The following is a 21,679-nucleotide window of genomic DNA, read 5'->3' on the forward strand; positions in this document are numbered from 1 at the left end:
TACCTACCGCTTCCAGCTCTACTGCGCCGCCTGCCGTGACGTTTGCCAGCCTTCTGGCGGGCGGTTAAGGTGGCGCCTTCTGTTCATGGGAGCTTGCATGCGTACGCCGATCCGCCTTCTTTTCAGCCTGCTCGGGGTACTGGCCCTGCCGGCCCAGGCCAACTGGTACCTGGACAACGAGTCTTCCCGCGTGTCCTTCGTCACCACCAAGAACGCCAGTGTTTCCGAGGTCCAGCGCTTTCTGGTGCTGCATGGCAAGGTCGATGGCAAGGGCCAGGCGCAGTTGCAGATCGAACTGGATTCGGTGAGCAGCGGGATTCCCTTGCGCGATGAGCGCATGCGCCAGGAACTGTTCCAGATCGCCCAGTTTCCCGAGGCGCGGATCAGTGCACAGATCAACCTGCGACCGATCAACGACCTGGCCCCCGGCGCACAGATCGAATTGCTGTTGCCGGTCACCGTCGCCCTGCACGGCGAGGAACACACCTACAACGCCGAATTGCTGGCCACCCGCCTGGATGACCGGCGCTTCCAGGTGGTGACCCTGGAACCTCTGGTGCTCAACGCCGAGGACTTCAACCTGGCCCCCGGCCTCGACAGCCTGCGCAAGATGGCCGGGTTGTCGGCCATCAGTTTCTCGGTGCCGGTGGGTGCGGTGCTGATCTTCACGGCGCGCTGACATGCGCGCAGCGGTGTTCCCCTGGCGCGAAGGCAACCGCTTCGAGTTGCTGATCGACGGCCCGCAGTTCTTCCCGCGGATGCTGGTGGCCATTGCCCGCGCCCAGCACCAGGTGGAACTGGAGCTGTACCTGGTGGAAGCCGGGACCTGCGCCGAGGCCATGGTCCAGGCCCTGGTGCAGGCAGCGCAGCGCGGGGTACGGGTGCGCTGCCTGTTCGACGACTACGGCAGCCTGGCCTTTACCCAGGCCCTGCGCCGCAGCCTGACCGAGGCCGGTGTCGAACTGCGCTTCTACAACCGGCTGAAATGGCGCCAGGGCTTTCTCAACCTGTACCGCGATCATCGCAAGCTGCTGCTGGTGGACCAGGCCCTGGCGGTGGTGGGCGGCACCGGAGTCACTGATGAGTTCTGGAAGCCCGAGGACAATAGCTGCGACTGGCATGAGGTGATGGTGGAGATTGCCGGCCCCATGGTCAGCGACTGGCAGCAGCTGTTCGACCGGCAATGGAGCGCCAACCTGTATCGCGGGGCCTGGAAGCCCGGTGCCGATTTCGGCCTGCCACGCCTGCCGCGCCTGCCCGATACCGGCGAGGGCATGGGCCGGGTGGCCTACGCCGACGCCCGCCAGCACCGCGACATCCTGCATTCGCTGATCCGGGCCCTGAGCAGCGGGCAGCGGCGCATCTGGCTGGCGACTCCGTATTTTCTGCCCACCTGGTCGGTGCGCCGTTCGTTGCGCAAGGCGGCGGCCCGAGGCCTCGACGTACGCCTGCTGCTGACCGGGCCGCGCACCGACCACCCGGCGGTGCGCTATGCCGGGCACCGCTACTACCCGCGCCTGCTCAAGGCCGGTGTGCGGATTTTCGAGTACCAGCCGCGTTTCCTGCACCTGAAGATGGCACTGGTGGACGACTGGGTGAGCGTGGGCTCGTGCAACTTCGACCACTGGAACCTGCGCTTCAACCTGGAAGCCAATCTGGAAGCCCTGGATCCTGCGTTGACCCAGGCAGTGGTGGCGAGTTTTGACGCCGACTTTGCCCAGAGCGAGGAAGTCAGCCTGGCGGTGTGGCGCAAGCGACCGCTGTGGCGGCGGATCAAGCAGCGGATATGGGGTTGGGTCGACCGTCTGGTGGTCAACCTGCTGGATCGGCGCGGCTGACTCACGCGGCTGACCGTCACGGCTGACACGGCTGGCTGTAGCCGCTGCCGCAGGCTGCGAACGAGCGCGAAGCGGTCGCGGCGGTCGTGAGTCCGATGGAGGTTTGGCTGGAGATCGACAAGCAAGGTCCTGCGGACCTTTGCGCAGCCTCGCAGGCTCGGCAGCGGCTACAGGTATTGCAGCGATTGTGGGGATTACAGAAGGAGTCGGCCGGCGCAGGTCATGCGCCGGCCGCTGGCAGGCTCAGAGCAGTTCGAAGCTCTGTTGCTTGACGTCCTGGGAATCCAGGCCGATCTGCACATTGAAGTCGCCCGGCTCTGCGGCGTACTTGAGCTGCGCGTTGTAGAACTTCAGGTCGTCCTCGGTGATGGTGAAGTGAATGGCTTTCTCTTCACCGGCCTTGAGCATGACTTTCTGGAAGTTCTTCAATTCCTTGATCGGGCGGATCATCGAGCCGGCCACGTCCTGGATGTACAGCTGCACCACGGTTTCGCCGTCACGCTTGCCGGTGTTCTTCACCGTCACGCTGGCGTCGAGCTTGCCGCTCTTGTTCAGGGTGGTGGAGGACAGGGCCATGTCCGACAGGCTGAAGCTGGTGTAGCTCAGGCCATAGCCGAACGGGAACAGCGGGCCGGTGGTGTCGTCGAAGTACTGCGAGGTGTAGTTGCCCGGCTTGCCCGGGGTGAACGGCCGGCCGATGGTCAGGTGGTTGTAGTAGGTGGGGATCTGCCCCACGGAGCGGGGGAAGGTGATCGGCAGCTTGCCCGACGGGTTGTAGTCGCCGAACAGCACGTCGGCGATGGCGTTGCCACCTTCGGTGCCGCTGAACCAGGTTTCCAGGATCGCATCGGCCTGCTGGTTTTCTTCCAGCAGCGACAGCGGCCGGCCATTCATCAGCACCAGCACCAGTGGCTTGCCGGTGGCCTTGAGGGCCTTGATCAGGTCGCGCTGGCTGGCAGGAATGTGCAGGTCGGTGCGGCTCGAGGATTCGTGGGACATGCCTCGGGATTCACCCACCGCGGCCACGATCACATCCGATTGCCGGGCGGCGTTCACCGCTTCGTCGATCATCTGCTGCGCCGTGCGCGGGTCGTCCACCACTTCCGGGGCATCGAAGTTGAGGAAGTTCAGGTAGTCCACCACCTTCTTGTCGGCGGTGATGTTGGAACCCCGGGCGTACACCAGTTGGGCCTTGTCTCCCAGTACATTGCGCATGCCGTCGTAGAGGGTCACCGATTGCGCCGGCACCCCGGCGGCGGCCCAACTGCCCATCATGTCGATCGGCGCCTTGGCCAGCGGGCCCACCAGGGCGATCTTGGCGGTTTTCTGCAGTGGCAGGGTGTCGTTCTGGTTCTTCAGCAGCACCAGGCTGCGTCGCGCGATATCCCGGGCGTCGCTGCGGTGCAGGCGGCTTTCGGCGTTGGTGTCGGCGGGGTCGTCCTCGGCCTTGCCGATGCGCACGTACGGGTCCTTGAACAGGCCCATGTCGTACTTGGCGGCCAGCACTTCACGCACGGCGTTGTCGATGTCCTTCTGTTCGATCTCGCCGGACTTGAGCAGCCCCGGCAGCTCCTTGCCGTACAGCGAATCGTTCATGCTCATGTCGATGCCGGCCTTGATCGCCAGTTTGGCGGCTTCACGTCCGTCCTTGGCGACGCCATGGCGGATCAGCTCGATGATCGCCCCGTGGTCGCTCACCGCCAGGCCCTTGAAGCCCCATTCCTTGCGTAGCAGGTCGTTCATCAGCCAGGTGTTGGAGGTGGCGGGCACGCCGTTGATCGAGTTCAGGGCCACCATCACCCCGCCGGCGCCGGCGTCGATCGCCGCGCGGTAGGGCGGCAGGTAGTCCTGGTACATCTTCACCGGGCTCATGTCGACGATGTTGTAGTCGCGACCGCCTTCCACCGCGCCATACAGGGCGAAGTGCTTGACGCTGGCCATGATGCTGTCCGGCAGGGCCGGGCTCTGGCCCTGGTAGGCCTTGACCATGACCTTGGCGATGCGCGAGACCAGGTAGGTGTCTTCGCCAAAGCCTTCGGAGGTACGGCCCCAGCGCGGATCGCGGGAGATATCGACCATCGGCGCAAAAGTGATGTCCAGGCTGTCGGCGCTGGCTTCCTTGGCGGCAATGCGCCCGGAGCGGCCGATGGCATCCATGTCCCAGCTGGAGGCCAGGGCCAGGCTGATGGGGAAGATGGTCCGGTGGCCGTGGATCACGTCGTAGGCGAAGAACATCGGGATCTTCAGCCGGCTGCGCATGGCCGCGTCCTGCATCGGCCGGTTTTCCGGGCGGGTGATGGAGTTGAAGGTGCCGCCGATATTGCCCGCGGCAATTTCCTTGCGGATCAGCTCGCGGGGCATTTCCGGGCCGATGCTGATCAGCCGCAGCTGGCCGATCTTCTCTTCCAGGGTCATGCGCTTGAGCAGGTCGCTGATAAAGGCTTCTTTGTTTTCCAGGGGGACCGGGGCAGTTTCGGCCAATACAGGGTGACTGGCCAGGCTGACCAGCAGGCCCAGCAAACACAGCTTCTTCATGAATATTGTTCTCAAGGGCTCAAGACCGACGCATGAGTGACGCGTCGAACAGCCAAAATTTAGGGAGCGACTATTGTTGTTCAGATAATTCCCGCACACTTCAGGCCATGTGAAAACTGCTGCGTTCGGCAATACGGCGTTAAAAACAGGCTCGGAATGCTCATGTAGGCTCCTACACTCCGCTTCCTCGCCTGTTTTTGCCTTGTCTTGCCTTCACTCGCGACGTTTTCACACCGCCTTATTTCTGAACTCTTTTTCGCGCTGGGCATCTTTTAGCCCATCAGCCCGATGCATTCCAGTGGCGCAGGCAGATTTTGCCCACAGGATGTGTGAAAGCGGGCAAAAGCTTCATTTCAATCAGGTTGTGCAAGGAGCCTCACCCATGAACATCACTCAAAGCCTGCGTTCGAGCTGGCCCATCGCTGCCTTGTTGCTGCTTACCAGCCTGCTCAGCGGCTGCGGTATCAACAACATTCCGACCCTGGACGAGCAGGTCAAGGCCGACTGGGGCCAGGTGCAGAACCAGTACCAGCGCCGCGCCGACCTGATCCCCAACCTGGTGGAAACCGTCAAGGGCTACGCCAAGCACGAAGAGCAGACCCTCACCGCGGTGATCGAGGCGCGGGCCAAGGCCACCTCGATCCAGGTGGACGCCAGCACCCTGGACAACCCGGAAAAACTCAAGCAGTTCCAGCAGGCCCAGGACCAGTTGAGCGGTGCCCTGAGCCGCCTGATGGTGGTCTCCGAGCGCTACCCGGACCTCAAGGCCAACCAGAACTTCCTGGCCCTGCAATCCCAGCTTGAAGGCACCGAGAACCGCATCGCCGTGGCCCGTCGTGACTTCATCCTGGCGGTGCAGAAGTACAACACCGAGATCCGTACCTTCCCCGGCCGCCTGTGGCACAGCCTGATGTACAGCGACATGCCGGTGCGTGAGTCCTTCGAGGCCACCAGCCCCGACGCCGACAAAGCGCCGCAAGTCAAATTCTGATGAGCCACGGGCGGCGCGTGCTGCAAGGCGCGCTGCTGTGGCTTTGGCTGGTGGGTGGCGCCGTACTGGCGCAACCACCCGGGCCCACACCCACGGATGGGGTGCCGTTGCGTTCGTCGCAACCCGCTGTCCAGGTCGAGCCCGCACTGACCACTGCGACAGCGGCACCGATTGAACGCCTGTTTCCCAAGCTGACCGGGCGGGTGGTGGACACCGCGCAGTTGCTCACGCCATCGGCACAGGTCTACCTGGCGCAGATGCTGGAGCGGCTCGAGCAGACCACCACCGACCAGGTCGTGGTGGCCACGGTGCCGAGCCTGGGTGGCCATAGCATCGAGGAGTTCGGCCTGCAGTTGGGCCGACACTGGGGGATCGGCCGGAAGGACAAGAACAACGGCGTCCTGTTGCTGGTGGCCAAGGACGATCGCAAGGTGCGGATCGAGGTCGGTTACGGCCTGGAGGGGCGGCTCAACGACATGGTGGCCCACTTCATCATCGATGGTTCGATCATTCCGTACTTCAAGGACGACCTGTATTCCTCGGGGATCATTGCCGGGGCCACGTCCATCGTGAACGTACTGTCGTCCACCGACCGGCCGATGCTGGTGTACCGCTCGGTGGAGAAAAGCTGGTACCAGGACATCGAGTGGATGTGGTGGTTCGAGAGGTTGTTCTACCTGGTGTTCGTCGGTGTACCGTTGTTCGGGTTCCTGACCCAATGGCGCAGCGGCGATGACTCGCCGGTTGTTGCCAGCGGCGATTCGGCCAGGCGCGAAACCAGGGCCGAGCGCGACACCGGTTCGAGCAGCAGTTCGTTCGACTGGTTCGACTCCAGCAGTTCCAGCTCCAGTTCAAGCTCGGGCGGCTTCAGTGGGGGCGGTGGCAGTTTTGGCGGTGGCGGGGCGTCCGGCAGTTGGTAGCACAAGCGGACAATCATTAAGGACGAGGTGCTGATGCGACTCTATAAAATTGGCCTGGTGCTGTTGCTCTGGGTCTTTGCGGTCTCGGCCCAGGCCGAGCTGAAGTTCCCGGCCCTGAGCGGGCGGGTGGTGGACGACGCGCAGATGATCGAGCCGGCCACCAGCGCCCTGCTGACCCGGCAATTGCAAGCCCACGAACAGGCCACCGGCGAACAGCTGGTGGTGGTGACCCTGCCGGACCTGCAAGGCGCCAGCATCGAGGAATTCGGCTACCAGTTGGGGCGCCACTGGGGCATCGGCCAGAAGGACAAGAACAACGGCGCGCTGCTGATCGTGGCCCGGGACGAGCGCAAGCTGCGCATCGAAGTGGGCTACGGCCTGGAGGATCGCCTGACCGACGCCCAGGCCTCGGTGATCATCAACCAGGTGATCACCCCGGCGTTCAAGACCGGGCAGTTCAGCAAGGGCATCAGCGACGGGGTCTCGGCCATGCTCCTGGTGCTGGGCGGCACGCCGCTGGACGAGCCGACCACGGTGTATGACAGCGGTGATAGCAGCAGCCAGGACGACTTTGTCCAGCGTCACCCGTTGCTGTTCATCTTCCTGGTGCTGCTGTTCATCCTGGTGATCATGGTGGCGCAGGCGCTCGGCTTGATCACCACCACCAGTGGGCGCGGCGGTGGCGGAGGCGGTGGCTTCGGCGGTTTTGGTGGCGGCTCCGGCGGCGGGGGCGGCTTCAGTGGTGGCGGCGGCAGCTTTGGCGGCGGCGGTTCCTCCGGCGGCTGGTAACTGACAATAAAAAGCGGAAATCCAACGACATGGCATTACTCAGTGAATTCGAACAACGGCAGGTGGCCGAAGCCATCGCCCGGGTGGAACAGCAGACCGACGCCGAACTGGTGACGGTGCTGGCGGCCCGGGCCGACGACTACGCCTATATCCCGCTGCTCTGGGCCAGCCTGCTGGCGCTGGTGGTGCCGGGGCTGGTGCACTACGCCACCGGCTGGCTGAACATGCACCTGTTGCTGCTGGCGCAGTGGGCGACCTTTATCGTGCTGTGCCTGGTGTTCCGCCTGCCGCGGGTCACCACCCGGCTGATTCCGCGATCGGTGCGTCACTGGCGCGCTTCCAACCTGGCCCGGCGCCAGTTCCTCGAACAGAACCTGCACCACACCGTGGGCGGCACCGGGGTGCTGATCTTTGTCAGCGAAGCCGAGCGCTATGTGGAGATCCTGGTGGACGAGGGCATCTCCAGGCGCCTGGACAACAAGAACTGGAACGCGATTGTCCAGGCCTTTACCCAGCAGGTCCGGCAAGGCCAGACCCTGCAGGGCTTCCTTGATTGCATTGAAGCCAGCGGCGAGTTGCTCAAGACCCATGTGCCCCTGACCCAGGTACGCAACGAATTGCCCAACCGCCTGGTGGTGCTCAACTGACCCACCCAGCTGGGGACTATGGCGTGCTACCTGTGTAGGAGCCGGCTTGCCGGCGAAGAGGCCCGTGAGCCTTGCACCGCCCTTGGGGACGCCTTCGCTGGCAAGCCAGCTCCTACAGCGGTGCGATACCGTTGTTGTTCTTGTAGGAGCCGGCTCGCCGGCGAACAGCTCCTTGAGCCTTGCACCGCCCTCGGGCGAGGATTTTTTACCGTCGGGTGAATAACTTCGTGCCCCGGCGGGGCTTGCTCCCTAAAATACCCGCTATTCCCTGATCGACACCGCGCATCGCCCGAGGCTCCTGCCCCCATGTCTGTTACCGCACCTTCCGCCCGCCCTGCGCCGGATCATCACGCCCAGTTCCTGCAACTGCTCGACACCAGCCTCACGCAGAACGCCTTTATCAAGCTGGTACTGGCCAAGCACGTGGGCCCGGAGGCGGACCTGCAACGCCTGATCATCAAGCAACTGACGGTCAAGGAGCAGCCGTGCCTGTCCTTCGTCTATCGCTACAAGACCCGGGACATTACCAAGAACTTCTCCCTGGACGAAGGCATCGCCGCCATCGCCGAGCTGCTGCCGGCTGCGTTCAAGAACGCCCACCTGCTGACCCTCACCGACGAGGTACAGCTCGAATACAGCAAGAAGGGCAAGAGTTCGCTGTTCAAGGGCAAGCCGCAAACCCAGCGCGATGCGCCGTCCGCCGAGCACAACCGGGAGAAGAACCGCTTCCTCGACCTCAGCCGGCCGTTTCTCGCCGACCTGGGGGTGACCAACAAACAGCATGAGCTGATTCCGGCGATGTCACGCAAGTGGAAGCAGATCAACAAGTTCATCGAGGTCTTCAGCCACGCCCTGGGCAGCTCGCCGATCAAGCTCGACCAGCCGGTGCGGGTGGCGGACTTCGGCTCCGGCAAGGGCTACCTGACCTTCGCCATCCACGACTACCTGCGCAATACCCTCAAGGCCGAGGGCGAAGTCACCGGCGTCGAGTTGCGTGAAGACATGGTGACCCTGTGCAACGCCGCCGCGCAGCGCCTGGAGCACCCGGGCCTGGTGTTCAAGTGCGGTGACGTGCGCAGCGTGGCCCCCAGCCAGCTGGAAGTGATGATCGCCCTGCACGCCTGTGACATCGCCACCGACTACGCGATCCACACCGGTATCCGCTCCGGCGCGGCGATCATCATGTGCTCGCCATGCTGCCACAAGCAGATCCGCCAGCAGATCCAGAGCCCGGCGCTGCTCAAGCCGATGCTGCAATACGGCCTGCACCTTGGGCAGCAAGCGGAAATGGTCACCGACAGCCTGCGGGCGCTGTTCCTCGAAGCCTGCGGTTATGAAACCAAGGTCTTTGAATTCATCTCCCTGGAGCACACCAACAAGAACAAGATGATTCTGGCGGTCAAGCGCGCCGAACCGCAGGATCCCAGCCAGCTGCTGGCCAGGATCGAAGAGCTCAAGGCCTTCTACCAGATCAGCGAACACTGCCTGGAAACCCTGCTCAAGGCCGACGGTTACCTCGGCTGAGGGCTGGCCGGCGGCGTGGGTAGCGGTGTGGCTGGGCGCACCGCGGTCTTGCGCCCCAGGACCACGGTAAGGATCACGCCCACCACGAACACCCAGGTAATGGGCTGCACCTGTTCACCGAAGAACAGGGCGGAAAAGGCGATGGTGAAGAAGATCTGCAGTAGCTGGATCTGGCTCACCCGAGCAATTCCGCCCATGGCCAGCCCGGCATACCAGGCGAAAAAACCCAGGAACTGCGAGAACAGCGCAACGTAGCCGAAGGCCCACCAGGTCCTCATGGAAATCGCCCCCTGGTGCTGCGCCGCCAGGTACCACACCGGGCCGATCAGCAGCGGCGTGGACAGCACCAGGGCCCAGCAGATCACCTGCCAGCCACCCATCTCCCGCGCCAGCCGGCCCCCTTCGGCATAACCCAGGCCGCCCACGGCAATCGCCCCGAGCATCAGCACATCACCGGCCTGGATGCTGCCCGCGCCACTGAGCAGCGCATAACCCAGCACCAGCGCACTGCCCAGGGCGGCGCAAGCCCAGAAGGCCTTCGACGGCCGTTCGTGGGACAGCCACGCCGCATACAGCGCCACGCACAACGGTTGCAGGCCATTGACCAGGGCGCCGTGGGATGCGGGCAGGGTCTGCATGGCCCAGGCCGAAAGCACCGGAAAGCCGAGGATCACCCCGAGAATCACCACGCTCAGGCCCTTGACCTGTTTCCAGGTCGGCCACTTCTCCCGGCGCCAGAGCAACAGCAAGGCCGCCGGGATCGCCGCGAACAGCGCGCGGCCCAGGCCGTTGAGCAAGGGGTGCATCTGCTCCACCACTATCCGGGTGAAGGGCAGGGTCAGGCTGAAAATGATGACACCCAGCAGGCCGAGGGCCATGCCGGTGTTTTCGCGCGAGGACATGATGGCTACCAGAATTCGTACAGGGACACAGGTGCCTGCATCTAGCCATAAAGCCGCGCGATCCTGGTGCTACAGCTGGGTGCAGAGTTGTCCGTACAGTTGTCGCTGTAGTACCGGGTTATTACCCGGGCCGGTGGATTGGGGCTACCTTGAATACTCCTTGCGCCCCCGTCTTTCACTGAAAGGAGTCCACTCCATGGCCGCGAAAAAGATTCTCATGCTGGTTGGCGATTACGTCGAAGACTACGAAGTGATGGTGCCGTTCCAGGCCCTGCTGATGGTCGGTCACAACGTGCATGCGGTGTGTCCCGACAAGAGCGCCGGGCAGACCGTGCGCACGGCGATCCACGACTTCGAGGGCGACCAGACCTACAGCGAAAAGCCGGGCCATCTGTTTGCCCTGAACTTCGATTTCGCCCAAGTGAAGTCCAGCGATTACGACGCCCTGCTGATCCCCGGTGGCCGTGCCCCGGAATACCTGCGCCTGAACGAAAAGGTCCTGCAACTGGTCAGGGAATTCGACCAGGCTGGCAAGCCGATTGCCGCGGTGTGCCACGGCGCGCAACTGCTGGCGGCGGCCGGCATCCTCGAAGGCCGCGAATGCAGCGCCTACCCGGCCTGCGCCCCGGAAGTTCGGCTGGCGGGGGGCACCTACATCGATATCCCCGTGACCCAAGGCCATGTTCAAGGCAATCTGGCCACCGCCCCGGCCTGGCCGGCGCATCCCAGTTGGCTGGCCGGTTTCCTGGGCCTGCTGGGCACCAAAATCACCCTGTAAGCGAGGGCCGCGCCATGTGCGAGCTGTACGTCAAAGCCGACCCGATTCTCTACGAATCCCGTTCCCGCTCGTTGCGCATCTGTGGCGTGGTCACGACCTTGCGCCTGGAAAACCAGTTCTGGGACATCCTCAGCGAGATCGCCGAAGTGGACGGCATGACCACCAACCAGCTGATCGCCAAGCTGTATGAGGAGGTCATGGACTACCGCGGCGAAGTGGTGAATTTCGCCTCCTTCCTGCGGGTCAGTTGCACCCGCTACCTGAGCCAGCGCCGCAGCACCGCCCCCGACCTCAGCCTGGTAAAGCGCAACGCACTGTAGCCGCTGCCGCAGGCTGCGAACGGCCCGCAGGGACGCGGGATTCTGAAGGCCACCGGAGGTTTGGCAGGCGATCGCCAAGCAAGGTCCTGCGGACCTTTGCGCAGCCTCGCGGGCTCGGCAGCGGCTACGGGGTTCAGCTGATTTTGCTGAGGAAGCCGGGTAGTTCCGGTTCCGGGAGCACCGACAGCACTTTGAGGCGTTGCAACATGCGCTGGCGGGCGCGTTGCAGGTGTTCTCTGAGGTTCAGGGCCGCAGCGTCGTAGGCACCGTGCAGCAGCAGTTCGAGGATCAGTCGGTGCTCGGCGAGCATCGCCGGGTCGGCGCCGATGCCCAGCAGGCGGTAGAAGATCCGGTTGATGATCATCGGGCTCTGGGCCTGACGGATCAGCGCCGCCATCTTGCGGTTCTGCAAGCCACCCAGGCACTGCTGGTGCAGGTCTTCTTCCAGGCGTTCCAGGGCCTCCAGCCCACAGTGCTCGGCCTGTTGCGCCTGGGTCACCCGTTCCAGCATCTGTTCCAGGCGTTCGCGACCCAGGCCCGGCGCGCTCTGGCGCAGGGCTTCGGGTTCCAGGCAGGCGCGCAGTTCGTAGTCTTCGGTGACTTCCCGGGCGGTCAGCGGCCCGGCCAGCCATTGGGAGTAGGGTTCCTTTTCCACCAGGCCGCGATCGCGCAGGCGCATCAGTGCTTCGCGGACCACCGCGCGGCTGACGCCGTAGTGCTCGGCAGCAGCCTGCTCGTCGAGGCGAAAGTGACCGAAGGCGATGCAGGTGGAGAGGGCACTGCCCAGTTCTTCGTAGATCCGTTCCCCCAGGGGCCGGGTATCCACCAGTTCTTCGTCGCTGGCCAGCCCCAGGTGGGCATGGCTCAGGGGCAGGCGCAGCGGTTCGATCTCCAGGCCCTGGGGGTTGATCAGGTAGCCGCGGCCGTCAAAACGGCTGATCAGCCCTTCGCCGTGCAACAGATCGAGGGCCTTGCGCACCGGCACTCGGCTGGTGCCGAACAGTTCCGCCAGGGGCGCTTCCAGCAGCACCAGGCCCTGCAGGGCGGTGCCCTGGAGGATGGCGTCGCGCAAGACCTGACGGATCATGGCGTAGCGCGATGCGGTGCGCGGGTCCTCTGCTGACACTGCTTTCATCGGTTCCTCTAGGGGCTGTTGCCGGTGGGTGACGAGGCCGTTGCCGGGCCGCGGTGGCCGGGGATTCTCTCACAGTTGCCAAGTGTCACTGAGTGCCACGTTTGGTTGCCCCGTCCTGGGGCCGCCCTGGGTGGGTTGTTACCTTTCTGCACCAAAATGTACTTTTTAATAAAAGATACATTATTTCAATGGCGGACCCTTGGGCGAGGATTTTCTCCGTCGGTCGCCGCGCGGTCTCTGTCAGTTAGCCACTCTGGCTCGCTATTACAGGCGAATCTGGGGGATTTTCCGGAAGCACGCGGTGCTCCCTGCGTTTTGAACTGGCACGGAATCTGCTCTGCATAAAATGTATATTTTAATATTTAGTACATTTTTAGATTTTTGCGGAGTGAGCCATGCCCCCTGATTCGCTGAACGACGCCACGGCCATGGCACAAGCCTTTGCCTCGGGCCGCACCGATCCGGTCCAGGTTCTGGAGCAGGCCCTGGCGTTGGCCGAGGCAACGCCCCATGTGTTCATTTCCCTGTGCCCGGCCCGGGCCCGGCGCGAGGCTGAGGCGGCGGCTGCCCGCTGGCGGGCCGGCCAGCCACTGAGCCTGCTGGATGGCGTGCCCCTGGCCTGGAAGGACCTGTTCGACCTGGCCGGCAGTATCACCACCGCCGCCGCCCAGGTGCGTCGCGAGGCGCCGCCGGCCAAGGTGGATGCGCCCAGCGTACGGCAGCTGTGCCGGGCCGGGCTGGTCAGCCTGGGCAAGACCAACCTCAGTGAGTTCGCCTATTCCGGGCTCGGCCTGAACCCGCACTTCGGCACTCCGATCAACCCCCACAGCGATGCCCAACCACGGATTCCCGGTGGTTCCTCGGCAGGTTCCGCGGTGGCGGTGGCGGCCGGTATCGTGCCGATCGCCATGGGCACCGACACTGCCGGTTCGATCCGCATTCCCGCGGCCTTCAATGGCCTGGTGGGCTACCGCGCCACCTCCCTGCGCTATGACCGCGAGGGGGTGTTTCCCCTGGCCGAAAGCCTCGACAGCCTCGGGCCGCTGACCCGCAGCGTGCGCGATGCCTGGCTGATCGACGGGCTGTTGCGCGGTGGCGACCCCCGGCAATTGCCGCCGCCCCGCAGCCTGGCCGGGCAACGCTTCTGGGTCGATTCGCAAGTGCTTGACGACAGCCGTACCCAGGTTGCCGTGCGGGCCAATCTGCTGGTGGTCATCGAAAGCCTGCAACAGGCCGGGGCGCTGGTGGAGCAACGGCCGCTGCACAGCCTGCAAGCCACCCTGCAACTGATCCAGGAACAAGGGTGGCTCGGCGCCGCCGAAGCCTTCGCCCTGCACCAGCCGTTGCTCGACAGCGAGTACGCCGAACAGCTCGATCCGCGGGTGCGACGGCGCCTGGAAAGCGCCCGGCAGATGCCCGCCAGCCAGTTGCTGCGGCTGTACCAGGCGCGGCGCCAGTTGCAGCAACAGGTGCAGGACGAACTGGACGGCGCGGTGCTGATTACCCCCACCGTGGCCCATGTGGCGCCGCCCCTGGCGCCCCTGGAGCAGGACGACGAGCTCTTTGCCCGGACCAACCTGGCGACCCTGCGCCTGACCATGCCCGGCAGTTTCCTCGACATGCCCGGCGTGGCCCTGCCCAGCGGCCGCGATGCCCAGGGCTTGCCCACCGGGCTGTTGCTGAGCCTGCCCCAGGGCCATGACCGGCAACTGCTGGATGCGGCCCTGGCGCTGGAGGCGGCGTTGCCGCGCTAGCTTCGACGATTTTTTTCAACCACAAGCAATCACTGGAGGCCGCTCATGGCTAAAGAAATTCTCTGTGCATTTGGTGTCGATGTGGACGCGGTGGCCGGCTGGCTCGGTTCCTACGGCGGCGAGGATTCGCCGGACGACATCTCCCGCGGCCTGTTCGCCGGCGAGGTCGGCGCGCCGCGCCTGCTCAAGCTGTTCGAGCGTTATGGCCTGCGCACCACCTGGTTCATTCCCGGCCACTCCATGGAGACCTTTCCCGAGCAGATGAAGGCGGTTGCCGAGGCCGGCCACGAGATCGGCGTGCACGGCTACAGCCACGAAAACCCCATCGCCATGACCCCGGAACAGGAAGAGATCGTCCTCGACAAATCCATCGAGCTGATCACCCGGGTCACCGGCAAGCGCCCCACCGGCTACGTTGCGCCCTGGTGGGAATTCAGCAAGGTGACCAATGAGCTGCTGCTGAAAAAGGGCATCAAGTACGACCACAGCCTGATGCACAACGACTTCCATCCCTACTACGTGCGGGTCGGCGACAGCTGGACCAAGATCGACTACAGCCAGCACCCCGACACCTGGATGAAACCTTTGGTGCGGGGCCAGGAAACCGACCTGGTGGAGATCCCGGCCAACTGGTACCTGGACGACCTGCCGCCGATGATGTTCATCAAGAAGGCGCCCAACAGCCACGGTTTCGTCAACCCGCGGCATCTGGAGGAAATGTGGCGCGACCAGTTCGACTGGGTCTACCGCGAGCATGAGCACGCGGTGTTCACCATGACCATCCACCCCGACGTCTCTGGCCGCCCGCAAGTGCTGTTGATGCTCGAACGCCTGATCGAACACATCCAGAGCCATGCCGGCGTGCGCTTCGTCACCTTCGACGAGATCGCCGACGACTTTATCCGCCGCCACCCGCGCAACCGCTGACCCCGGCCACTTCATCGAGGCGTGACTGATGTCTATCTATAACAAGCTCGACCTGACTGGCTGGAAACCCCAGCAGTTGACCCCGGCCCAAGTGCGCTTCGCCACCTGGATCGCCTTCTTCGCCTGGGTGTTTGCGGTGTACGACTTCATTCTGTTTGGCACCCTGCTGCCGGAGATCGGCCGGCACTTCGGCTGGGGCGAGGTCGAGCAGGCCGAGATCGCCACCTGGGTGGCGGTGGGCACCGCGGTGGTGGCCCTGGCCATCGGGCCGCTGGTGGACAAGCTGGGCCGGCGCATGGGCATCATTTTCACCGTCAGCGGCTCGGCCATCTGCTCGGCGCTGACCGCCATCGGCGGCGCCTGGGGCAAGTCGCCGCTGATCCTGATCCGCTCCCTGGGCGGCCTGGGCTATGCCGAGGAAACGGTGAACGCCACCTACCTCAGCGAGTTGTACGCGGCATCCGACGACCCGCAACTGGCCAAGCGCCGGGGCTTCATCTACAGCCTGGTGCAGGGTGGCTGGCCGGTGGGGGCGCTGATCGCCGCCGGGTTGACCGCGGTGCTGCTGCCGATCATCGGCTGGCAAGGCTGCTTCATCTTCGCCGCGATCCCGGCCATCGTCATTGCGGTGATGGCGCGCAAGCTCAAGGAGAGCCCGCAGTTCCAGATCCACCAGCGCATCAGCCAGCTGCGCAAAAGTGGTTCGGTGAGCGAGGCGCAGGCGGTGGCGCTGACTTACGGCGTGGACTACGACGAGCACAGCAAGGCCGGCCTGGCCGCGGCCTTTCGTGGCCCGGCGCGGCGCGCGACCCTGGTGATCGGCGCGGCGATCCTGCTCAACTGGGCGGCGATCCAGGTGTTCAGCGTGCTCGGCACGTCGGTGATCGTCAGCGTGCACCACATCTCCTTCGAGAACTCGCTGATCATCCTGGTGCTCTCCAACCTGGTGGGCTACTGCGGCTACCTGAGCCACGGCTGGATGGGCGACAAGATCGGCCGGCGCAATGTCATCGGCCTGGGCTGGATGCTCGGCGGCCTGTCGTTCGCCGGCATGCTCTACGGCCCGAGCAACATGCCGATGGTGGTGGGTCTCTACAGCCTGGGCCTGTTCTTCCTGATCGGCCCGTACTCGGCGGCGCTGTTCTTCATCAGCGAAAGCTTCCCTACCAGCATCCGCGCCACCGGCGGCGCGATCATCCACGCCATGGGGCCGATCGGCGCGGTGGTGGCGGGTTTCGGCGCCACCCAGGTGCTGTCCGCCGGTGGCGACTGGCAGACCTCGGCGCTGTATTTCGGCGCGCTGCCTTGTTTCCTCTCCGGTGCGCTGATGTTCGCCGCGCGCCATGTGCGTCCTGAATCCGTTCAATAAGGAAAGTTATCCATGACTCAAAAAGTCGCCGTGATCACCGGTGCCGCCAGCGGCATCGGCCAGGCCCTGGCCGTGGCCTATGCACGGGCCGGTGTGGCGGTGGTGGGCGGGTATTTCCCCGCCGACCCCCATGACCCGCAAGCCACCAGTGACCGCGTGGCCGAGGCGGGCGGGCACTGCCTGATGCTGCCCCTGGACGTGACCGACAGCGCCTCGGTGGACGCCCTGGCCGAGCAGGCCGTGGCGCACTTTGGCCGCCTCGATTACGCCGTGGCCAATGCCGGCCTGCTGCGCCGCGCACCCTTGCTGGACATGACCGACGCGGCCTGGAACGCCATGCTCGATGTGGACCTGACCGGGGTCATGCGCACCTTCCGCGCGGCGGTCAAACACATGGGTGAGGGCGGTGCCCTGGTGGCGATTTCGTCGATTGCCGGTGGCGTCTACGGCTGGCAGGACCACGCTCACTATGCAGCGGCCAAGGCCGGGGTGCCGGGGTTGTGCCGCTCGCTGGCGGTGGAACTGGCGGCCAGGGGCATTCGCTGCAACGCGGTGATCCCGGGGTTGATCGAGACCCCGCAGTCGCTGGACAGCCAGAACTCCCTGGGCCCGGAAGGCCTGGCCAAGGCGGCTCGGGCCATCCCCCTGGGCCGGGTCGGACGGGCCGATGAAGTGGCGTCGCTGGTGCGCTTTCTCACCAGCGAGGAGTCCAGCTACCTCACCGGGCAGAGCATCGTCATCGATGGCGGCCTGACGGTGCGCTGGCCGGATTGAACCCCTTCGCCAGCCAGCCGGCTCGTGCAGGCGGCTCACCGCCTCCGTAGGAGCTGGCTGGCCAGCGAACCGCACACCCTTGAAGGAGAAAGTCCCATGCAACACCTGCACAACCGCCGCGCCGTGATCACCGGCGCCGGCAGCGGTATCGGCGCCGCTATCGCCCGGGCCTACGCGGTGGCGGGAGCACGCCTGCTGCTGGCTGACCGCGACCCCGCGCGCCTGGCCGAGAGCGCCCAAGCCTGCCGCGAGCTGGGCGCTGAAGTCGTCGAATGCGTGGCCGATGTCGGCAGCGTCGAAGGGGCCCAGGCCGGAGTCGATGCCTGTGTCGAGCATTTCGGCGGTATCGATATCCTGGTGAACAATGCCGGCATGCTGACCCAGGCGCGCTGCGTCGATCTCTCCATCGAGATGTGGAACGACATGCTGCGGGTCGATCTCACCAGCGTCTTCGTCGCCAGCCAGCGGGCCTTGCCCCATATGCTGGCGCAGCGTTGGGGGCGGATCATCAACGTCGCCTCGCAGCTGGGAATCAAGGGCGGCGCCGAGCTGACCCACTACGCCGCGGCCAAGGCCGGCGTCATCGGCTTCACCAAGTCCCTGGCCCTGGAAGTGGCCAAGGACAATGTGCTGGTCAACGCCATCGCCCCGGGGCCGATCGAGACGCCGCTGGTGTCTGGCATCAGCAGCGCCTGGAAAACCGCCAAGGCCGCCGAGCTGCCCCTGGGGCGCTTCGGCCTGGCCGATGAAGTGGCGCCCACCGCGGTGCTGCTGGCCAGCGAGCCGGGGGGCAACCTGTTCGTCGGCCAGACCCTGGGCCCGAACTCCGGGGACGTCATGCCATGAAGGAGGGCTGAACATGTGCGGGTTATGCGGGCTGCTGGGCGAAGACGTGCACTGGAGCGATCCGCTGGGGGATGAACTGCCCCGGCGTCGCGAACGCTTGCGCAGAATCGCCGCGATCAACCGGGTACTGGTGCCGTTGCGGCTCAAGGTCGAAGACTTCCAGGGCTCGGCCTATCTGCTGCTGGGGGCTACCGGCCGCCAGGAACTGGCCAGCGGCCTGGAGCAGTTGTGGAGCCTGGCCGAATCCATGCTCGGCCGGCCCCTCGATCCACTTGACCCTGTGATCCTCAAGCACCTGGAGCAACAGCCATGAGCCTGCCCCTGAACGTCATCACCGGGTTTCTCGGCAGTGGCAAGACCACCTTGCTCAACCGCCTGCTGCAGGACCAGAGCCTGGGGGACACGGCGCTGCTGATCAACGAGTTCGGCGATATCGGCATCGATCATTTGCTGGTGCAGGAGGTGGCGCCGGACACCGTGCTGCTGCCCAGCGGCTGTGTCTGCTGTTCGGTTCGCGGCGAACTGAAAGAGGCGCTGCTGGCGCTCCTGGCGCGGCGTAGCCGGGGCGAGGTTCCGGCCTTTCGCCGGGTGCTGCTGGAAACCACCGGGCTGGCCGACCCGGCGCCGATCCTGGCCACGGTGAACAACGATCCGCAATTGCGCGGGCGGGTGCACATCGGCCTGCTGGTGACCCTGGTGGATGCCAGCCACGCGGCGTTGCAGGAGCGCCTGCACCCGGAGTGGCTGGCCCAGGTGGCGGCCGCGGATCGCTTGCTGCTGAGCAAGACCGATTGTGTCGACGAAGCAACCCAGGCGGCGTTGCGCGAGCATTTGCAGCGGCTCAATCCCGGGGCGCCCCTGTTGCTGACCCAGTCGATCCAGAGTGGCGATCAGCTGTTGCTGGGGGAGGGGCTGCGCGGTGCGACGGCAGAGCGGGAAGTGGCGCGCTGGCAGTTGCAGGGGCCACTCAAAGCGGCTGCGCCACAGCATGGCGCGGCGCAAGTGTGCAGCCTGGAGTTCGAGCAAGCCCTGGATTGGGTGGGCTTCGGGGTCTGGTTGTCGATGCTGCTAAGATGCCACGGCGAACGAATTCTGCGGGTGAAAGGATTGCTCAACATCAACGCCAACCAGGCCCCCATCGTCATCCATGGCGTGCAGCATTGCCTGCACGCACCCGTGCATCTGCCCCGTTGGCCCAGTGCCGACCATCGCTCGCGGCTGGTGTTTATCCTGCGCGGGCTGGAGCCCGAACCACTGCGCCGCTCCTTCGAAGTGTTCGCCCGCAGTTTCGCCCCGGCCGCCGGGGAGGGTGCCTGATGGCGGCGACGCAATCGGTCACCCTGCGGGTGCTGGGCACCTCGGTGACCCTGCTCGAATCCCTGCGGGTGCGCGCCGAGCAGGACCTGGGCATCCGCCTGGTGTATCAGGTACACGATGTGGAGCAGGCCCAGCGCATCGCGGTGATGCAGCCGGACAGCTACGACCTCTATGACCAGTGGTTTCACAACGTCGATTTTGTCTGGCCGGCCCAGGCGATCCAGCCCATCGATACCCGGCGCATTGCCCTGTGGCACGAGATCAACGACCTGCCCAAGCGCGGGCGCCTGTCGCCGGACGATCGCCTGGGCAGTGGCAGCGTGCCCAGCGAACGGCTCTATGTGCAGCACGACGGTAGCCTGGGCAGTACGGCCAGCGAGCGCATCAGCATGCTGCCGCTGACCCACAACGCCGACAGTTTCGCCTACCGCCCGGAGCGCCTGCCGGCGGGTTTTTCCAGCGCCAACGAAAGCTGGGGCTGGCTGCTCGAGCCGGCCTGGAGCGGGCGCATTGCCTTGCAGAGCGATGCGGCGATCGGTGCCCTGGACGCCGCCCTGGCGGTGCAGGGCTGTGGCCTGGAAGCCTTCAAGGACATCGGCAACCTGAGCATCGAAGAGATCGACCGGCTGGCAGGGATCCTGGTGCGCAAGCAGCGTGAAGGGCACTTCGCGGCGTTCTGGTCGGACGATGAAGAGGCCGCGCAACTGATGCTCAGCCCGCGCATCGATATCCAGAGCCTGTGGTCGCCGACGCTGATGCGCCTGCACCGGGCGGGGGTCAAATACCGCCTGGCAGTGCCGAAGGAAGGCTACCGCGCCTGGTTCGGCGGGCTGTCGTTGTCGCGCCACGCCAAGGGCGCGGTGCTGGATGCAGCCTATGCCTACCTCAACTGGTGGCTGTCGGGCTGGCCCGGTGCGGTGATGGCACGCCAGGGCTACTACATCGGCAACCCGGCGCGTACCCGCGATCACCTGAGCAGCGCCGAGTGGGATTACTGGTACGCCGGCAAACCGGCCCGGGAAGAGTTGCCGGGCAGCGACGGCGAACCGCTGATCGATATCGGCGAGACCCGCGATGGCGGTTCCTACCAGCAGCGCATGGGGCATATCGCCGTGTGGAACTCGGTGATGGACGAGCACAACTACCTGGTGCGGCGCTGGGGGGATTTCCTGCGGGCGGGGCGGGTCGCGGGCCGGGGCAAAGGCTGAAGGTCAAAGCCCCAGGCGCGCCAGCTGGCGCAGGTCGGCGATCACCGCGGGGTTGCCGCCTTCGAGCACATCCAGGCGCATCTGCGCGATCAGCGCTTTCAGCAGCTCGGTCTGGGTCATCCGGGTGGCTTGCAGCAGGCGCGCAAGATCCTCGGCCACATAGTGGTTGACCTTCAGCGACAGGCGTTTCATGACCTGCACGGCAGGCCACTGGCGGGCCTCGGCCTGCTCGGCCAGGTACGCGACGAAGCCGCTGTGCACTTGCTCCAGGGAAGACGCCGCGGGGGCGCTGAAGTAGTAGCCGAGGAACAGTTTGCGCATCTGCACTCCGGCATCCGGGGCCACGCAGTGCATCGCCGCATCCAGTACATCGAGGTAGACCGCCGGCAGCCGCGCCTCGATGGAGGTCAATGACTGCTTGCGCGCTTCCTTGATCGCCGGTGTGGACTGGGGCGGGATGGCCACCACCGTGGCGCAGAGGTCGCAAACCCCCACCAGGATGTCCCGGGCCAGGCCATGGCCGTCGCTGAAAGGGACGTCGCGTCGCAGGTAGGTGATGCCGACGACCTGTTGGCAATGCTCGCAGAGCGCCTTGCCCCGGTCGCCTTGCAGAAAGAGTTTCATGGGATGCCCTCATCGGTGAACGCTGATGAACCACGCATCTGGCTCGATAAAGTAGAACTTGATGTACCAGCCGGCCTTTTTCAGCACGTGGACCGCGATGCCCGGGACGCTGTGGTGGGCGCTGCAACTGTGGTCCTGGCCCTTGCAGGCGCCTACGACCTGGATCAGTTGACTGGTCGAGATCTCGCCGGTGGCCAGCAGGTTCTTGACCTCGATCGAGCCGCGCGCGGCATGCAGATAGTGGCCGCTTTGTAAGGCATTGATCAGGTCCCGCCTGACCTTCCTGAAGCCTCTGTCCATGACGTCTTCTCGGTTGTACGACAAGTGTCGTACATAATCAATGGGAAGTTGACTGAAAGCGCCCAAAGGCATTTCAGCGGTGTTCAGAGGGGAGTCGATCTTAGCCCGACGGGTGCGGGCGGCAGGGCTTGGCTAACGGCTTGCAATACATCCGTGATGGCCAACGGCTGGCCTGTTGCGG

General features: G+C 65.0%; 22 protein-coding genes. 17 read left to right on the plus strand and 5 right to left on the minus strand.

Translation table 11 applies throughout. From position 1 onward, the window contains the following. Positions 1–97 precede the first annotated feature (97 nt). Both AC1RL5_RS08825 and AC1RL5_RS08830 read left to right on the plus strand, forming a co-directional pair. On the plus strand, positions 98–679 hold the full coding sequence (locus AC1RL5_RS08825; RefSeq protein WP_103407792.1) for a YceI family protein: 582 nt from the start codon (positions 98–100) through the stop codon (positions 677–679). A gap of 1 nt (position 680) precedes the next feature. Further along, positions 681–1,838 carry a phospholipase D-like domain-containing protein gene (locus AC1RL5_RS08830; protein ID WP_015634449.1) on the plus strand — a complete coding sequence of 386 codons (1,158 nt, stop codon included), beginning with the start codon at positions 681–683 and terminating at the stop codon, positions 1,836–1,838. 243 nt (positions 1,839–2,081) lie between these two features. On the opposite strand, the gene bglX is transcribed toward AC1RL5_RS08830, so the two are convergent. After that, positions 2,082–4,373, minus strand: coding sequence for a beta-glucosidase BglX (gene bglX / locus AC1RL5_RS08835; RefSeq protein WP_011059693.1), 2,292 nt, complete (start codon positions 4,371–4,373; stop codon positions 2,082–2,084). Between the two features lie 382 nt (positions 4,374–4,755). Between bglX and AC1RL5_RS08840 the strand changes: the two genes are divergently transcribed. From AC1RL5_RS08840 to AC1RL5_RS08860, 5 genes are all read left to right on the plus strand, one after another. Next, positions 4,756–5,364 carry a LemA family protein gene (locus tag AC1RL5_RS08840; RefSeq protein ID WP_011059694.1) on the plus strand — a complete coding sequence of 203 codons (609 nt, stop codon included), beginning with the start codon at positions 4,756–4,758 and terminating at the stop codon, positions 5,362–5,364. Further along, a complete protein-coding gene (locus AC1RL5_RS08845) occupies positions 5,364–6,284 on the plus strand; it encodes a TPM domain-containing protein (protein WP_492589237.1) in 921 nt (306 codons plus the stop codon). The genes AC1RL5_RS08840 and AC1RL5_RS08845 overlap by 1 nt, the downstream gene beginning before the upstream one ends. Positions 6,285–6,317: 33 nt before the next feature. Beyond that, a complete protein-coding gene (locus tag AC1RL5_RS08850; protein ID WP_103407794.1) occupies positions 6,318–7,073 on the plus strand; it encodes a TPM domain-containing protein in 756 nt (251 codons plus the stop codon). Positions 7,074–7,102: 29 nt separating this feature from the next. Continuing rightward, on the plus strand, positions 7,103–7,720 hold the full coding sequence (locus tag AC1RL5_RS08855; RefSeq protein WP_041116364.1) for a TPM domain-containing protein: 618 nt from the start codon (positions 7,103–7,105) through the stop codon (positions 7,718–7,720). Between the two features lie 306 nt (positions 7,721–8,026). Further along, positions 8,027–9,244 (plus strand): class I SAM-dependent methyltransferase, encoded by a 1,218-nt coding sequence (locus tag AC1RL5_RS08860; RefSeq protein WP_492589238.1) that lies wholly within the window; start codon positions 8,027–8,029, stop codon positions 9,242–9,244. Here AC1RL5_RS08860 and AC1RL5_RS08865 read toward each other — a convergent pair. Then, the gene (locus AC1RL5_RS08865; RefSeq protein ID WP_492589239.1) at positions 9,232–10,146 is read right to left on the minus strand and encodes a DMT family transporter; all 915 of its coding nucleotides are present in this window, start codon (positions 10,144–10,146) and stop codon (positions 9,232–9,234) included. The genes AC1RL5_RS08860 and AC1RL5_RS08865 overlap by 13 nt on opposite strands. Before the next feature lie 196 nt (positions 10,147–10,342). Between AC1RL5_RS08865 and AC1RL5_RS08870 the strand changes: the two genes are divergently transcribed. Next, positions 10,343–10,924, plus strand: coding sequence for a DJ-1/PfpI family protein (locus AC1RL5_RS08870; protein WP_011059700.1), 582 nt, complete (start codon positions 10,343–10,345; stop codon positions 10,922–10,924). A 14-nt stretch (positions 10,925–10,938) separates the two neighbouring features. Continuing rightward, entirely contained in the window at positions 10,939–11,244 is a 306-nt protein-coding gene (locus AC1RL5_RS08875; protein ID WP_041116370.1) for a ribbon-helix-helix domain-containing protein, read from the plus strand. Positions 11,245–11,377: 133 nt separating this feature from the next. Here the strand turns inward: AC1RL5_RS08875 and AC1RL5_RS08880 are convergent, their stop codons facing one another. Then, positions 11,378–12,379: a GntR family transcriptional regulator gene (locus tag AC1RL5_RS08880; protein ID WP_011059702.1), complete on the minus strand. Its 1,002-nt coding sequence runs from the start codon at positions 12,377–12,379 to the stop codon at positions 11,378–11,380. 395 nt (positions 12,380–12,774) lie between these two features. Here AC1RL5_RS08880 and AC1RL5_RS08885 point away from each other — a divergent pair, with 395 nt between their 5' ends. The 8 genes from AC1RL5_RS08885 to AC1RL5_RS08920 all read left to right on the plus strand — a co-directional run bounded on the left by AC1RL5_RS08885 (position 12,775) and on the right by AC1RL5_RS08920 (position 20,574). Further along, positions 12,775–14,133: an amidase gene (locus AC1RL5_RS08885; RefSeq protein ID WP_072451093.1), complete on the plus strand. Its 1,359-nt coding sequence runs from the start codon at positions 12,775–12,777 to the stop codon at positions 14,131–14,133. Positions 14,134–14,178: 45 nt separating this feature from the next. Then, the gene (locus AC1RL5_RS08890; RefSeq protein WP_011059704.1) at positions 14,179–15,060 is read left to right on the plus strand and encodes a polysaccharide deacetylase family protein; all 882 of its coding nucleotides are present in this window, start codon (positions 14,179–14,181) and stop codon (positions 15,058–15,060) included. 28 nt (positions 15,061–15,088) lie between these two features. After that, positions 15,089–16,429 carry an MFS transporter gene (locus AC1RL5_RS08895; RefSeq protein ID WP_011059705.1) on the plus strand — a complete coding sequence of 447 codons (1,341 nt, stop codon included), beginning with the start codon at positions 15,089–15,091 and terminating at the stop codon, positions 16,427–16,429. Between the two features lie 12 nt (positions 16,430–16,441). Further along, complete coding sequence (locus AC1RL5_RS08900; protein WP_093404267.1) at positions 16,442–17,203, plus strand: SDR family NAD(P)-dependent oxidoreductase; 762 nt, start codon at positions 16,442–16,444, stop codon at positions 17,201–17,203. Positions 17,204–17,299: 96 nt separating this feature from the next. Next, entirely contained in the window at positions 17,300–18,049 is a 750-nt protein-coding gene (locus AC1RL5_RS08905) for an SDR family NAD(P)-dependent oxidoreductase (RefSeq protein WP_011059707.1), read from the plus strand. A gap of 13 nt (positions 18,050–18,062) precedes the next feature. Beyond that, positions 18,063–18,362 (plus strand): hypothetical protein, encoded by a 300-nt coding sequence (locus AC1RL5_RS08910; RefSeq protein ID WP_011059708.1) that lies wholly within the window; start codon positions 18,063–18,065, stop codon positions 18,360–18,362. Beyond that, positions 18,359–19,366, plus strand: a complete 1,008-nt coding sequence (locus AC1RL5_RS08915; RefSeq protein WP_492589241.1) for a CobW family GTP-binding protein — start codon at positions 18,359–18,361, stop codon at positions 19,364–19,366. The genes AC1RL5_RS08910 and AC1RL5_RS08915 overlap by 4 nt, the downstream gene beginning before the upstream one ends. Further along, positions 19,366–20,574 (plus strand): ABC transporter substrate-binding protein, encoded by a 1,209-nt coding sequence (locus AC1RL5_RS08920; protein WP_072451090.1) that lies wholly within the window; start codon positions 19,366–19,368, stop codon positions 20,572–20,574. Before AC1RL5_RS08915 ends, AC1RL5_RS08920 begins: the two co-directional genes overlap by 1 nt. A 3-nt stretch (positions 20,575–20,577) precedes the next feature. On the opposite strand, the gene AC1RL5_RS08925 is transcribed toward AC1RL5_RS08920, so the two are convergent. Both AC1RL5_RS08925 and AC1RL5_RS08930 read right to left on the minus strand, forming a co-directional pair. Further along, positions 20,578–21,198, minus strand: coding sequence for a hypothetical protein (locus tag AC1RL5_RS08925; protein WP_492589242.1), 621 nt, complete (start codon positions 21,196–21,198; stop codon positions 20,578–20,580). A gap of 9 nt (positions 21,199–21,207) precedes the next feature. Then, entirely contained in the window at positions 21,208–21,498 is a 291-nt protein-coding gene (locus AC1RL5_RS08930) for a hypothetical protein (RefSeq protein WP_239692734.1), read from the minus strand. Positions 21,499–21,679 lie beyond the last annotated feature (181 nt).

The sequence above is a fragment of the Pseudomonas sp. GW822-FHT06D10 genome, assembly GCF_058799535.1.

Coding starts and splice junctions, on each gene's coding strand:
- AC1RL5_RS08825 (WP_103407792.1), top strand. CDS start 98: ATGCGTACGCCGATCCGCCTTCTTTTCAGCCTGCTCGGGGTACTGGCC.
- AC1RL5_RS08830 (WP_015634449.1), top strand. CDS start 681: ATGCGCGCAGCGGTGTTCCCCTGGCGCGAAGGCAACCGCTTCGAGTTG.
- bglX (WP_011059693.1), bottom strand. CDS start 4,373: ATGAAGAAGCTGTGTTTGCTGGGCCTGCTGGTCAGCCTGGCCAGTCAC.
- AC1RL5_RS08840 (WP_011059694.1), top strand. CDS start 4,756: ATGAACATCACTCAAAGCCTGCGTTCGAGCTGGCCCATCGCTGCCTTG.
- AC1RL5_RS08845 (WP_492589237.1), top strand. CDS start 5,364: ATGAGCCACGGGCGGCGCGTGCTGCAAGGCGCGCTGCTGTGGCTTTGG.
- AC1RL5_RS08850 (WP_103407794.1), top strand. CDS start 6,318: ATGCGACTCTATAAAATTGGCCTGGTGCTGTTGCTCTGGGTCTTTGCG.
- AC1RL5_RS08855 (WP_041116364.1), top strand. CDS start 7,103: ATGGCATTACTCAGTGAATTCGAACAACGGCAGGTGGCCGAAGCCATC.
- AC1RL5_RS08860 (WP_492589238.1), top strand. CDS start 8,027: ATGTCTGTTACCGCACCTTCCGCCCGCCCTGCGCCGGATCATCACGCC.
- AC1RL5_RS08865 (WP_492589239.1), bottom strand. CDS start 10,146: ATGTCCTCGCGCGAAAACACCGGCATGGCCCTCGGCCTGCTGGGTGTC.
- AC1RL5_RS08870 (WP_011059700.1), top strand. CDS start 10,343: ATGGCCGCGAAAAAGATTCTCATGCTGGTTGGCGATTACGTCGAAGAC.
- AC1RL5_RS08875 (WP_041116370.1), top strand. CDS start 10,939: ATGTGCGAGCTGTACGTCAAAGCCGACCCGATTCTCTACGAATCCCGT.
- AC1RL5_RS08880 (WP_011059702.1), bottom strand. CDS start 12,379: ATGAAAGCAGTGTCAGCAGAGGACCCGCGCACCGCATCGCGCTACGCC.
- AC1RL5_RS08885 (WP_072451093.1), top strand. CDS start 12,775: ATGCCCCCTGATTCGCTGAACGACGCCACGGCCATGGCACAAGCCTTT.
- AC1RL5_RS08890 (WP_011059704.1), top strand. CDS start 14,179: ATGGCTAAAGAAATTCTCTGTGCATTTGGTGTCGATGTGGACGCGGTG.
- AC1RL5_RS08895 (WP_011059705.1), top strand. CDS start 15,089: ATGTCTATCTATAACAAGCTCGACCTGACTGGCTGGAAACCCCAGCAG.
- AC1RL5_RS08900 (WP_093404267.1), top strand. CDS start 16,442: ATGACTCAAAAAGTCGCCGTGATCACCGGTGCCGCCAGCGGCATCGGC.
- AC1RL5_RS08905 (WP_011059707.1), top strand. CDS start 17,300: ATGCAACACCTGCACAACCGCCGCGCCGTGATCACCGGCGCCGGCAGC.
- AC1RL5_RS08910 (WP_011059708.1), top strand. CDS start 18,063: ATGTGCGGGTTATGCGGGCTGCTGGGCGAAGACGTGCACTGGAGCGAT.
- AC1RL5_RS08915 (WP_492589241.1), top strand. CDS start 18,359: ATGAGCCTGCCCCTGAACGTCATCACCGGGTTTCTCGGCAGTGGCAAG.
- AC1RL5_RS08920 (WP_072451090.1), top strand. CDS start 19,366: ATGGCGGCGACGCAATCGGTCACCCTGCGGGTGCTGGGCACCTCGGTG.
- AC1RL5_RS08925 (WP_492589242.1), bottom strand. CDS start 21,198: ATGAAACTCTTTCTGCAAGGCGACCGGGGCAAGGCGCTCTGCGAGCAT.
- AC1RL5_RS08930 (WP_239692734.1), bottom strand. CDS start 21,498: ATGGACAGAGGCTTCAGGAAGGTCAGGCGGGACCTGATCAATGCCTTA.